The following is a 13,031-nucleotide window of genomic DNA, read 5'->3' as shown; positions in this document are numbered from 1 at the left end:
CCTAACGCTTCAAGTCATAACCGTCTCTCATTCCGTCTCCGAGCAGATTGAAACCGAGAACCATCGCTGTTATGACCGCCCCCGTAATAAAAACGTACCAGGGTGCAGCTATAATAAATGGTTGTGCTTCTTTCAGCATTCGGCCCCAGCTAGGATCGGGTGGCTGTACGCCAAGACCCAGGTAGCTTAATCCAGCTTCAGCCAAGATAGACCCGGAAAACCGCATCGTCGAGGCAACGATGAGCGGGGAAGTTATATTGGGAAGAATATGATGAGATATAATGCGTAGCGAGCCCGCACCTCTCGCTATCGCTGCTTTCACGAACGCAAACTCCTTGTATTGAATGAAGCCACTGCGGGCAATTCGGGCAAACGCTGGCACACTCATAATTCCAAGCGCGACGATGGTATTGCCAAACCCTGGACCAAACACGGACACGAGCATGATCGCCAGCAAAATACCTGGAAACGCCAGCATCGCATCGATGATACGCATCAGGATTTCGTCCAGCCACCCTCCCCAATAACCAGCTATCGCACCGATCAAAAGGCCTATGACCAAGCCGATCGCGACAGATGCGATGCCAATTACAAATGAAGTCTGTGTTCCCTCCATAATTCTGCTAAAGATGTCGCGTCCGAAATTATCGGTTCCAAACCAATGGGACGCTTGCGGTGGTGCCAGGCGCATTGCTGTATTCATGTCGTTGGGACCATATGGAGTATAGAACAGGCTTGTCACCATCAGGCCCAGGAGTACAGCAATCAAGCAACCTCCGATGATAAACAGCTTATTGCGTACTAGCTGGTTCCATCTCATCTTGTTCACCTTTTCAATCGAATTCGCGGATCAATCACTTTGTACAGGATGTCGACAACAAAATTTATCAGAACCACAATAATCGCAATGTAAAGAACGAGCGTCTGTAAGAGGGGCAAATCGCGTGTGCCGATCGAAGTGATGAGCAGGTTGCCAAGCCCCGGCAGAGCAAATACATTCTCTACGACGATGCTGCCTCCCAGCGTGTCTGCGATCAACAAACCGACAATCGTAAGCACCGGAATCATAGAGTTACGCAATATATGGCCGTACATGATGCTCTTCTCCCGCAATCCTTTACTTCTAGCAGTACGTACGTAATCCATACGGAGCTGGTCCAGCAGCGTGTTGCGTAAATACCGGATGATCACAGCAATGCCTGGGATCGCGAGGGCGAGTGAAGGCAGAAACAGCAATTTGAACGCACCCAGGGGATCTTGGTTCCAGGGTACATAGCCGTAAGTCGGAAAGAGCTTGAAGGTGACGGAGAAGACCAGAATCAGAATAAATGCCATCCAGAACGAGGGTACCGCCAAACCCAGCTGCGTGAAGGCAGATAGCAACGTAGACGAGAACTTGCCATCTTTTCTTGCTATGTAGATGCCGAGGGGAAGACCGATGATTAAGGTCAACCCCAACGACATTACAGATAATGAAAGCGTAACAGGAAGCCTCTCTGCCACGATTTCCGCCACTGATCGCTGATAGCGAATCGACGTGCCGAAATTTCCGGTCACCGTATCCGCGATCCATGAAGCATAACGTTCCGTAGGCGGTCGATCCAGCCCCATCGTCTTGCGTAATTCAGCCAGCTGGTGCGGATCTGCGTCCACACCGAGCACGATCTCGGCAGGGTCGCCCGGCAAAATTTGAAAGACTAGAAACGTCATGATAGAGACGAGCAAGACGGTGGACAGTAAAGTTGCCAGCTTTGTCATGTAAAATCTCACTTCAGCATCCCTCGTTTACTTTGTGGAAAAATACATCGCGGCGAAATCGTATTTTTGTACTGGATACATTTTGAAGCCGTGTAAATTTTCCTTCATCGCAACAGAACGGCTAGGGTCCATGATGAATACAGCGACCGCCTGTTCGGTGAGTATCGTCTGAGCTTGTTTGTACAAGTCAGCTCGTTTCGTTTCGTCCACTTCTGTACGTCCACGATTGACGAGATCATCGAACTCGACGTTGCTGAATTTGTAGAAGTTCTTGCGGTAGGTGGTTTCAAATCTGCCCAGAACCTCATGCGGATCGAGCTTCCCAGTCAAGCCGATGATCGTTGCTTCATATTTAGCATTGTTGTATACATCTTCCAGCCAGCTGCTCCACTCGATCTGCTTGATCTCCGCGGCAATGCCAACCGCTTTCAACTGCTCTACAATAACCTGTGCCGTATCGACATGGAAGGTGTAGTTCGAAGGAACTGTAATTGCCAGCTTGAAGCCCTTTTCGTAGCCTGCTTCCTTGAGCAGTGCCTTCGCTTTTTCCACATCGGTCTGATAACGCTCCGTCAAGCCTTCCTGATAGTACCTTTTCATCGCCGGGCTCATATTGGACCCCAGCTTTACTCCGTTTCCTTCCGCGACCGTTTGGATAATCACATCTTTGTTGATTGCATAATTGATCGCCTGACGCACCCGCACATCATCCAGTGGCTTGACGGAATTGTTCAGTGCCATCAGCTGGACCATGTTCTGCGGACCAGAGACAAGCTGGAATCCCGCACCTAACTGCTTTGCGCCTTGGTCAGAAATGCCTGGGATCATGTCAATATCACCGGATTGCATAGCCAAAACGGATGCATTCGAATCTGGCATGATTTTGAATTCAACGCGCTCCAGAGCTGGTTTCTTCTCCTGATCGTAGAATTGATCATTTCGCTCTAAAACGAGCTGCTGGCCTGGTGTATAGGACGCAAACTTGAACGGACCTGCACCGATCGGCTTTTCACTCTGCTTTTCATAATCTTTTGGCACGATGGCTACGATGTTGGCGGCTAAAAAAGCGGCATCCTTTTCTTTGAGCTTGACTACAACGGTGGAGTCATCTGGAGTATCGATTTTCTCGATGGCAGCAAACTTTGCCGATAGTGGTTCCTTGCCGTTCAGTCCGGACAGCTTTGCATATGAATACAGAACGTCTTCAGCAGTCAAATCCGAGCCGTCGTGGAATTTGATCCCTTTTCGGATTTTGAACGTATAGGTCTGCCCATCCGCAGAGACCTGATACGATTCTGCAATTGCTGGAACCAATTCGCTGTTTTCTCCTGCCTCGAACAGACCGTCAAATACGTTATCCATCATGGAACTTGTGTCAGTCGCTGCAGACAAATATGGATCCAGGTTATCCGGCTCCGTTGCCATAGCAACCCGTACAATTCCACCCTCTACTTTCTCATCTCGACCACTGTCTTTTGTCTGTGTATCAGTCGTTGTTTGTGCGGAACCTGTTGTTGCCGGAGCTGGAGAGGTGCTGCTGCCGCAACCAGTGATGACCATTGACATTACCGCTAGCATGGAGAAGCCTGTTACGAACGTCTTCCTTATTTTCAACATGGGAAAAACCCCTTTCCAGGATTAGATCGATAGTTTCATGTCACCATAAGCTAAATGGATAGGTCCGTCATAACGCTGCGCTGCTTCCTCAACCAATTGCGAAAGCTCTCCATAATGGGGAAAATGCGTAAGCACAAGCTGCTTGACGTTAGCCAAAGCAGCGATCGTTCCGGCTTCTCCCGCAGTCAAGTGGCCATTCATCATTCCTTTTTGCCAATCGTAAAAGCTGCTTTCAATCAGCAACACATCAGCATGGTGGGAAAGCTCGATCAACGATTGGCAATAGCCAGTATCTCCAGAATAAACAAGCGCCTTGCCGTCCTCTGTTGTCAGCCTGACCGCACAGCAGGGAACCTCGTGGACGTTCTCCGAAAACTCGAGCTTCGCTGTACCGATTTTCAATGGCTCACCTATGTGAATCGGATGAACATGCACATACTGCGGGAAGCTAAAGGACAGCCTGCACAGCTCGGAACCATATACATACACGTCGAGTGGCTTCTTCCTTTTGCCGATTTGCATAAGAATCAGAATGGCAAACTCCAAGCTGTACACATCCGCAAAATGATCGGCATGTGTATGCGTAATGACGACGGCGTCCAGCTCTTCGAGAGAGCAGTAATTTTGCAGACGAGTCAGTACACCGCTTCCGCAATCCAACAAAATCTTGCTCCCGCTGTATTCAACCAAGTATCCTGAAGTCGCCTCATTTTTCTCGGGGTACGCTCCCCAACAGCCAATCACCGTAAGATTCATCCTATGGTTCCTTTCCCATGCGTCATTTCCACTCAAAATGATCCTGAAACTCCTTGAACATCATTTCCATCCTCTGAATATTTTTGTGCACGCGATTTTTCTCCAGGTAGGAGATTTCGTTAATAATCGCACTTGCCACCGACAATGAGGCCGTATACGAATCTAGAAATCCAGTCGATTTATTGGAAGCAAACAGTGTCAGATCAGAGAGCTTGGCGAATGGTGACAGCTCGGAATCGGTGAGCACGATGACCTTCGCCCCCTCTTCCTTTGCGAGTGCAGCCACCTTTAGGGTCTTGGAGCAATACCGGGGAAAGCCACAGGCAAATACCGTATCGCTTGGCTTTATGTAGGTCGCATATTCCGCAACACCTCCTTGTGGAATTAATTCACAATTGCCCAGCATGTACTTCAGAACGAAGCTCATATATGAGGTGATGGATAATCCCATCCGCCAACCAACAACCCAGATACGATCCGCTTCCAGTAGCATGCGTGCGGCTTGGTTGATCGCAGACTTGTCCGCACGTGCCATCGTCTCATGCAGATTCTCCAGCTCTTGCTGAAAATGCTTTTCCAGCCAGGAATCTTCCTGATGGCTTGTGGAAATCAGGAAATTTCTCACCGCTCGCTGATCCTTCAGCACATAGTGCCGCAATTCCTGAAGCATGTTGGTGAAGCTGCTATAGGACAAAGCTTGCGCCAGTCTATGAACGGTTGCTTCGCTAACCCCCGAGTTATCCGCGATCTTGTGTGCAGATTGCATGACTGCATCCTGCATGTTGGTTTGGATATAATGAGCCACTTTTTTCTGGCCGGTACTCAAGGTGTCAAAGTGCTCCTGAATTCTCTCTACAAACGACTGCATCGCAAATCTCTCCCGTTAATTGACCTTAAGACTCTGCTGCCGATGACCCAAGTAGGTAGCAACATCCTGGATTCCGCGAATAACTGGCTGATAGGATAATTCCTCCACGCCACAATTTCCATATGGATTAATGAGCAGGCAGTGCATGCCGACCTTTTGACAGCCGATCACATCGTCGTAATAGTTGTCACCGATGTAAAGAGATTGATTGGAGGTCACTTTAGCTTGTTCCAATGCCAGTTGGAAGATAGCCGGGTCAGGCTTTTCCAGCCCTACTTCAGAGGAGATAAAGACCTCATCGAGCACCTCGTCCAGTCCGTTTTTTTCCAGCACTGTCCTCGCTGTTTGATCCCAGTTGGAAATTAGTCCAAGTCTGTAGCCGAGATTTTTTAGCTCAAAGAGAGTCTCTTTTGCCCCATCGAAGGCAGTCCATTGCAGGGGATATTCACTCGCAAACTTTCTATAAACGTGAACCACCTCTTCAATCGGTAAGGAAAGACAGAGTTTATAGTTAAGAGCGCCGACATACCACGGTAAAAATGCTCTGCTGTCTTTGCCAAGCACGCCTTGATACTCTCGCATGAACAGCTTGTCTGTCCGATGATATGCAAGGGCGATTTCCTCCTGGCTGCGGTATACATCGAACTCCCCAAGCACCTTCTGGTAAACCTCTTCCCTGTTCATTTTTACCAGTGTGTACCCAAGATCGAACCATAAAAACTGAATCATGCTGCATACCCTCATTTCCGTGTAGTATTTCCTTCATTATTTCTGTTATGATCCATTTCCTTCATAGCCATCATAGAGAACGGATATTAACCTAGCTTTAACGAAACTTGTTGAAATCGTAAATTACTGTGTTTCTTTATTCATAAAAAAAAAAGCCCCCTTTTTTGTAAAAGGAGACTTTCACTTCATCATTGATTTCCTGTTTGAAGCTTTTCTAACTCTGCTTTTAGTTTTTCATTCTCTTCCAATAGCTTTTGTACATCTGGGATCTCCTTGCCAGAAAACCACCCGTACAAATCGTCTCTTCGTTGATACCCTGACAATTGATCACGAATAACCATCTTGATGTGCCGTTCATCGTCAGCGTAATAGGTTGGAATGGTTTCTATTACGGATTGCTTAAACTCTTGGAGCCTCTGATAGCTTTCCATTGTTACGAAGTCATATGGCTTTCTTCTTAATGCTTCATCTGTAACTACGAAAGCTAATCGAGGTTTTCCAATTTCCCCGGCATAATCATACTTCCAATGTGTATAGCTCTTTGAGTCATCAGGAAGCATTGTTCCATAAAGCCCTCCTAGAATCAGGATAAAGACATCAGATTCATCGATCCATCTCTTAGAAAATTCGAATGAAACTTCACTGAAGAAAAGCTCGGTTCCAGTAGGGATGTGTCCAGCGCGCAGAATCGCTTCTACAGCTGCATGTCTTTCTTCAATCAAATCGCTAAAAGTAGACGCTATAAACACTTGTAATTTTTTTCTCATAGGCCACCTACATGTCATAAAATAATCAGAATCGTACCATCCGCTAACAATAATTGTCAATATTTTACTAGATATAAGTGGAATGAACAATAATTACAGCTGCTGCCGATAGCGTCAACCCTAAAGCTTATTGTTTATTGATAATTACGACCATGTTCTCGATCGATTTCTATTTTTTCTCTTTTGGAATGATCCGAAAGCCATATGAGATGGCCTTCACTTCCCCATCATCTTCCGTCATAAATCCAACGGAAAACGATCTTCCCTTTACGTTGACCAAGAAATAGTCCTCTCCGATTGGCTGTAGCGGATACTTTTCTTTGTTTCGGCTCCCGGTGATGGATTCATTATGTACTACCTGTAATGCCCCTTCTTCTAGCACTACACTTAAATCCGCACCTTCGCCCGATATGAATCTTCCAACATACCTGCCCATTTTTTCAACAGGAACGTGATACTCCCTGTATATCGAAGCGGAAGCGTCTGCCGGACGCCCTGCAACCGTATTGATTGCTGCCGTAACAACTTCCCCAACAGGTGTGCCTACCAAATTAGCATAGCTTACTGCCGTGATTCCACTTTCCGGCAAAATGGTCAGCTGGGTCGCTACACCCTTTATCGCACCTCCATGTTCTACCATCGTTTGACCAAAGAAGTCGGGCTGGATCATCAATCCATATCCATAATATCTGTCATAACTACAACGAATGTGTGGCCGCATCATTTCCTTAACGCTTTCCTCAGAAAGAATGCGCTCCTTGCCAACCAATCCACCTGTACGGAAGATCTCAGCGTAGTTCAGCATGTCTCGCAGGGTAGAATGTAAGAAGCCAGAAGCTGCGACGACCAGACCGTCTTCCCAGTCTGGATCGGGATATACCTCAAGTCCATCGTTACTTTCCCGGTAATGGTAAATCGTTGTGACATCCGGAAATTTCGGCAGATCACTAAGGTAAAATGTACTGCTCATCATGCCTGCTGGATCAAGGATGTGATCCTTTACATAAACGTCGTACGGTTTACCGCTCACCCTGTGTATAATGCCGCCAAGCAATGAATACGAGTCATTGGAGTAACTGAAGTACTGTCCGGGGGCTCCGAGCAGTTCATACTCTTGTTTGTTGAAAGTGTCCAAATAATCGGCGAACGTCTCAATCGGTTTTACATCTTCCTTTTTCAGAAATCTGTAGATGGGATGATTCTCATCGGATAGCGCCTCAAGCATAGAATTCTTGACAGCAAGTGAATCAGCTGGAAGGGGCGGAAACCCGGCTGAATGAGTCATAAAATGATGAATGGTCATCTGCTCCGTTTTCGCACGATCAGGTGTCCACAGTTCTGGCAAATATGTGATCACAGGATCATGAACGGACAGCTTCCCCGCCTCCTGCAGCTGCATGATAGCCATACACGTAAAGGATTTTGTCACCGAAGCCAGCCCCATTACGGTATTTGGCGTTAATTCCAGCCTTTGCTCCGCATCTCGGTAGCCGAAGCTTTTTCTGTATAGACTCTCTCCGTCTTTATTCAAACCTACAATCAGGCCAGGTGCGCGACTTTCTGTAAACACATTTTGAGCAAAATCTTCAAAAGCAGCTTCCCAATGTTTTTTCATTTGAAAGGTCTCCTCTCACTCTTTTTAAAAAAATGCTTTACCGATGTCATACATTATGAGAGGCGGGACACAAATCACTCGTTAACCTACGCTTTTGGTGGTCCAATTGTGGGTGCACCTATCCATCATCCTTATTTTTTCATTTTGGAAATACAGCTTCCTGATCAAGCGGATAAATGGGGCGTTGGAGTCGTTTGTAATCGAATTGAGTAAATTGCAGGCATGTAAGTCCAGGTGAGTCTACCGTAATGATCCGGGCTGCGATCGGTTCAAAGGAAGCCCTGAAGTGCTGACTGGATTTTAGCGCGACAATCTTATACTCCAAAACGTTAATACCGTGCAAAAGGAAAATCTGTTCATCCATCACCTGCGATCGGACAGAACAGACGAGTATATCTATCCCGCCTACCTGCAGTCTTGCTGATTTACCATAATTGACTTGACTTCCTTTTCCCATGGGAGTAGAAGCGATAAACTTTCCGTCAGACAAGCTTTTTACATAGGCTGTGATAGATAAGGATTCCCCGTGCAACCGATCCGTTTTACCGCCCAGCTTTACTTCGATTGTTGAGCCGACACCAGCCTCATGAGCGATTTGCGCTACTTCTGGATCGTAGATAAAACCAAAGCAAGCATTCTCCAGCTTTGCTTCTAGAATAGCTCCAAGCAAGTGCGTTCCGTCTCCAGGTGTACCCCCGCCAGGATTATCTGACGTTTCATTAATTACAACCGGCATTCCTACTGACTCAAGTGCTTCCTGAATGCCTTCTGCTGGGGTGAGGACATGGGGTGTAAACTCATCCCGCTTTTCCCAAACCAGTCTTGCAACATCCTCTGTAACTCGCTTTGCCAGTTCCTTGTCTCCGTCTACGACACTGATAATGGAGACACCTACATCAGGTGTATCCGTATAGGGGAAGCCGTGAAAAAACGCACAGTCGATGACTCCAGGCTCTTTTTCCCACTTGTAGCACGCTTCATTAATATCCTTTGCAGGTGAGAGATTAGTTGTCGAGGTAGGGATAATCAGAGGCAGCTTTGTAAGATGCATCACCGGTTTACACTCGCCCTTTACCATACGATGGGCAACGTCAAGTGCCTCGGCGGCTCGTTCATACATATCCACATGGGGATATAAATGAACGCCAAACAATGCATCTGCTTCTGTTATCATTTTCTGGGTCAGATTTCCATGCAGGTCAAGAGCTGCCGTAAGTGGAATGGAGTAGCCTATGACGGTGCGTACCGCTTGTAGAATTTCTCCTTCCAAATCATCAATCCCCTCAACTACACCTGCTCCATGCAGACCAAGACAAACGGCATCTATCTCTCCTGCTTGCTTGATTCCATCAAGTAGCTCCTTGATTAGTGTTTCATACGTTTCCTTTGTAATTATTCCTGATGGTTCGGCAAAGGCAGAGAAAGTGGGTATCAATTCAATCCCCAACTCTTCTGCCTTATCAATCATTCCTCCCACGAAGTCACGCACATTTCTACTCTTATCCAAAATTGCTTGTCCATGGTCCCACTCTAGTTCTTTAAATGACTCTACCGTTGTAGGTACACTGGAAAATGTGTTTGTCTCGTGAGCTACTATACCGATTGCAATTCTCATTTGTCTTCTACCTCCTGAAAAGTCAAAATTGAAACGCTTACATAAACGTGGTTAGAAGTATATACTTCTAGTATTATTTAATGTAGAAGTAAATACTTCTGTAAATGATTGTACTGTTAACTACCAACTTCTTCAATACTGATTATTAATACTTTTCACTCTTTTTAAACAGGCTGCTTTAATGCCTTTTGCATATGAACCAGTTCTCGTGCAAGATCGCTGATTCTGTGTAAAACATCTTCGTTTATTATTTCGTGTTGTGAATTGAAATGATCGGTGTGCACGTACACGGATCCTGGTGCTACATAGGCGCGGAAGAAGCCAGCAATCGGTTTCAGCTGGTTTTCGATCACCAGATAATGCTGATACGTCCCTCCATTTGCCACAAAGCCCATCACTTTATGTCGAAGAACCTGTGGCTGGATATGATCAAACAAATTTTTGAGTGCCCCTGTCATCGAGCCTTGGAAAACAGGCGTTCCAAATAGATAAAAATCAGCTGAGGATACCATGTCGATCACTTTTTTCGTATCATCCTTGTATGTCTCCGGATCCCGTCCGTCACACAAAGACATCCGATGCTCACGCAAATCAAGCAGCTCTACATTGATTCCGGCGCTACTTTTTTCACTTCATCCAGGACGCTTTGTACAACTATGCTTGTTTTCGCCCCGATCACTGTGCCTGCTATACCCAATAGTTTCATGGCCTTCCCTTCCTATCCGTCTGGACTTGTTTAACGAATCTGCTTCGCCTGCGATGCCGATTTGGCACTAAAAACGCTGAGCGCATCATCCACCATCGTGCATGCGTGCGACTTCTTATAATTGTTGTAAAAAATCGCTAATTTACGCACTGGATCTCCGGTATAGTATCGTTCGTATTGCAGCAACCGCTGTCCGAAAGCTTCCCCACACAGGTCCCATGCCAGCTTGAACAGGCGAACACGATCTGTACCAGAGATACCCTCCCGTCCTGCATAAAACTTTTCCATATCCCCCACCAACTCTGGGAGCTCCATGTCACTGTCAGTCGGGGACATGAGCAATCCGCCAGCTCCAATAATTTGCATGACTTCAATCGCCCGTGGGTACAGCTTCGGAAGTAGGCCGCGAATGGTTTCAAGCTGTATGTAACCTGGCATAAGCTCGCCCGACGGCAATGTTTCATATTCTAGTTCTGCTGTCCTCAGGAGCGCTCTGACCGATTCCAGCGATTGTGCCAGCTCCCCGAGATTGTTCTGGACATTCGGGTACACGTCCACCCCAATGGAGTCTGCGAGCCGCATTGCGACTTCCGTGGCAAACTGGAGCTTCAACAGTCCTCTTACCCCTGTCTGGTGCGCCGGCTGCTGCCCGATGCCTGTCTTTGGATATAGCAGGTTGGCCGCTTCTACGTTGTTGTAGAGGAACAAGCGCTCCCAAGGTACGAGAACATCATGAAAGACTAGAACAGCATCCATCTCCTCGAATCGCGATGCCAACGGATGGTCATAAACGGAACGAATTCCATCCTGCATGGGCTCTCTACAAATGATGCGCAGGCCCGGTGTGTTAATTGGAACGGCAAATGCCAAGGCGTATCGCTCATCTCCCGGTTTGAAGCCTGGGAACGAATAAATGATGACTTCATCTGTGATTGGGGCCAGCGTTGCCAGCATTTTCGCTCCTCTGACAATTAACCCTTCTGGCGTCTCCTTTACAGCCCCTAAATGGGTATACACATCGTTTTGTTCATGGGAGGACTTACTGCGGTCATTTTGTGGATTGATAATCGCATGTGTTAAAAACAGATCCTGGTCACGAACATACTTGTAATAAAGTTTCACGTTTTCCGCCCACTGCGGATTGTACCTTTCCAAGAAAGACGCATTGCTGTATAAAGAAGTTAAGACGACATTGAGAAAATCCGGCGTTCTTCCCATCAAACCAAAAGTGGCTTCTGCATAAGCTTCGTACAATGCTCGTTTCGCCTGCAATTCCTCCGGGGTCTTTGCAACGAGAAAAGCGTTGTTCACTCGTTCACCGGTCTCCAGACAAACATGGGTAATCTTCTCCTGGTACTTCTCGTCATGCTGCATGTCATACAATTTGGCAATTTCATGAATGGGCTGTCGAAAAACAGCTTCTTCACATACATCTGTCACCTTCCTGCCTTGGAGCCAAATCTCAGGTTGTCGTGATTTTAAGCCTTGCATGTACTGCGCGCCTGTACGGATTCCCATCGCAATTCCTCCCTGTTTTTTTTAGTTTGATAGCGTTGATTTCGTCCTTAGATCGGATTATAATATCTGACTTTTCTGTGAATTGTAGCCCACTTAACATCAAAGCTGAAAAAGATAAGAACTGTTGAGAAGGTCGGTCGGGCAACCAAGAACGAAACGGCAGAGAACGTGAGTTCAAACAGGGGAAACTTGGTATCTGTAAACTAATTAACATGATTTCTGTTTTTCTTCCGGATAAACGTCATTTTCCATATTGAAGATTGTTAAAGCGCTTTTTATTTTTATATAATGTTGAATAACATATTCAGAAAATTAAGTTTTAAATACCTCAAAATATTGCTTCAGATACTGTTCACCGGAAGGATTGGAAGAGAGGCAAGAAAATGTTGTGAGGAAGGGAGTGTTGATAGATGGTATCCCCATTTGAAACCGATTTGAAGTGGGAAACCTTATTAAAATACGGCACTCGTCAATTTGTGAAAGCAAAAACGGCTATCTACAAGCAAGAAACGCTGGGAGAAGGCTTTTACTATCTTCATAAGGGACTTGTCAAAATTGTTACATCAACCTTTAAGGGGAAAGATCGCCTAGTAAACATCGTAGTTCCTGGTCAAATCATGGGGCTTCAGACTATGGATCAACAACCCCATTTCACAACGGCTATTGCTGTAAAAAACGCAGTCATCTATCATTTCTCCTGCACACAATTCCTCGAAACGCTGAAGGTACAACCTGAGCTCTTGCCACTTTTAACGCAAACAATCAATCAAAAAATGCGGATTCTTCTGACTGCCATCAATATGAAAGCACTGACTTCAGAAGAACAAATTGCCCGTCTTCTGCTTAACATTTGTGACGACTATAAAAACCACGAAGTTCCCCTTACTCAACAGGAACTTGCCGATTGTGCTGGACTCACGCGCATCACTGTCTACAAGATCCTGAAGGCATGGAAGGAACGTGGCATCATTGAAATTAACAACCGAACTTTCGTTGTCAAACGCCCAGATATGCTGAAGCCTCCGCACCTCACAGCTAACACTACTCGCCCGGTGTAAGCGTATCGAACCGTGGTGACGTCT

Annotated in this window: 11 protein-coding genes and 1 pseudogene; 1 reads left to right on the top strand and 11 read right to left on the bottom strand. The window is 46.3% G+C overall.

Translation table 11 applies throughout. The annotated features are described in order from the left end of the window. Window position 1: 1 nt before the first annotated feature. The 11 genes and pseudogenes from C3B52_RS16310 to C3B52_RS16260 form a co-directional block, all read right to left on the bottom strand. Window positions 2–820, bottom strand: coding sequence for an ABC transporter permease (locus C3B52_RS16310; protein ID WP_103107462.1), 819 nt, complete (start codon window positions 818–820; stop codon window positions 2–4). 5 nt (window positions 821–825) lie between these two features. Further along, a complete protein-coding gene (locus tag C3B52_RS16305; RefSeq protein ID WP_103107461.1) occupies window positions 826–1,770 on the bottom strand; it encodes an ABC transporter permease in 945 nt (314 codons plus the stop codon). Between the two features lie 15 nt (window positions 1,771–1,785). Then, window positions 1,786–3,375 carry an ABC transporter substrate-binding protein gene (locus C3B52_RS16300; protein ID WP_103107460.1) on the bottom strand — a complete coding sequence of 530 codons (1,590 nt, stop codon included), beginning with the start codon at window positions 3,373–3,375 and terminating at the stop codon, window positions 1,786–1,788. A 21-nt stretch (window positions 3,376–3,396) separates the two neighbouring features. After that, window positions 3,397–4,131 carry an MBL fold metallo-hydrolase gene (locus C3B52_RS16295; protein ID WP_103107459.1) on the bottom strand — a complete coding sequence of 245 codons (735 nt, stop codon included), beginning with the start codon at window positions 4,129–4,131 and terminating at the stop codon, window positions 3,397–3,399. A gap of 22 nt (window positions 4,132–4,153) precedes the next feature. Then, complete coding sequence (locus tag C3B52_RS16290; RefSeq protein WP_103107458.1) at window positions 4,154–4,999, bottom strand: MurR/RpiR family transcriptional regulator; 846 nt, start codon at window positions 4,997–4,999, stop codon at window positions 4,154–4,156. Between the two features lie 15 nt (window positions 5,000–5,014). Further along, a complete protein-coding gene (locus C3B52_RS16285; protein WP_103107457.1) occupies window positions 5,015–5,728 on the bottom strand; it encodes an HAD family hydrolase in 714 nt (237 codons plus the stop codon). A 188-nt stretch (window positions 5,729–5,916) separates the two neighbouring features. Beyond that, on the bottom strand, window positions 5,917–6,495 hold the full coding sequence (locus C3B52_RS16280; RefSeq protein ID WP_103107456.1) for a DUF4062 domain-containing protein: 579 nt from the start codon (window positions 6,493–6,495) through the stop codon (window positions 5,917–5,919). A 169-nt stretch (window positions 6,496–6,664) separates the two neighbouring features. Next, window positions 6,665–8,110, bottom strand: a complete 1,446-nt coding sequence (locus C3B52_RS16275; protein WP_103107455.1) for a serine hydrolase domain-containing protein — start codon at window positions 8,108–8,110, stop codon at window positions 6,665–6,667. 139 nt (window positions 8,111–8,249) lie between these two features. Further along, window positions 8,250–9,725: a M81 family metallopeptidase gene (locus tag C3B52_RS16270; RefSeq protein ID WP_103107454.1), complete on the bottom strand. Its 1,476-nt coding sequence runs from the start codon at window positions 9,723–9,725 to the stop codon at window positions 8,250–8,252. A gap of 164 nt (window positions 9,726–9,889) precedes the next feature. Next, window positions 9,890–10,431, bottom strand: a pseudogene (locus tag C3B52_RS16265) (NADPH-dependent FMN reductase). Between the two features lie 30 nt (window positions 10,432–10,461). Continuing rightward, window positions 10,462–11,949: a 4-hydroxyphenylacetate 3-hydroxylase family protein gene (locus tag C3B52_RS16260; RefSeq protein WP_103107453.1), complete on the bottom strand. Its 1,488-nt coding sequence runs from the start codon at window positions 11,947–11,949 to the stop codon at window positions 10,462–10,464. Window positions 11,950–12,359: 410 nt separating this feature from the next. Here C3B52_RS16260 and C3B52_RS16255 point away from each other — a divergent pair, with 410 nt between their 5' ends. Continuing rightward, window positions 12,360–13,007 (top strand): Crp/Fnr family transcriptional regulator, encoded by a 648-nt coding sequence (locus C3B52_RS16255; RefSeq protein ID WP_103107452.1) that lies wholly within the window; start codon window positions 12,360–12,362, stop codon window positions 13,005–13,007. Window positions 13,008–13,031 lie beyond the last annotated feature (24 nt).

It is taken from the genome of Brevibacillus reuszeri, assembly GCF_002897295.1.
Taxonomy (GTDB): domain Bacteria; phylum Bacillota; class Bacilli; order Brevibacillales; family Brevibacillaceae; genus Brevibacillus; species Brevibacillus reuszeri_A.
This window is presented reverse-complemented; position numbering and strand designations above follow the sequence as displayed.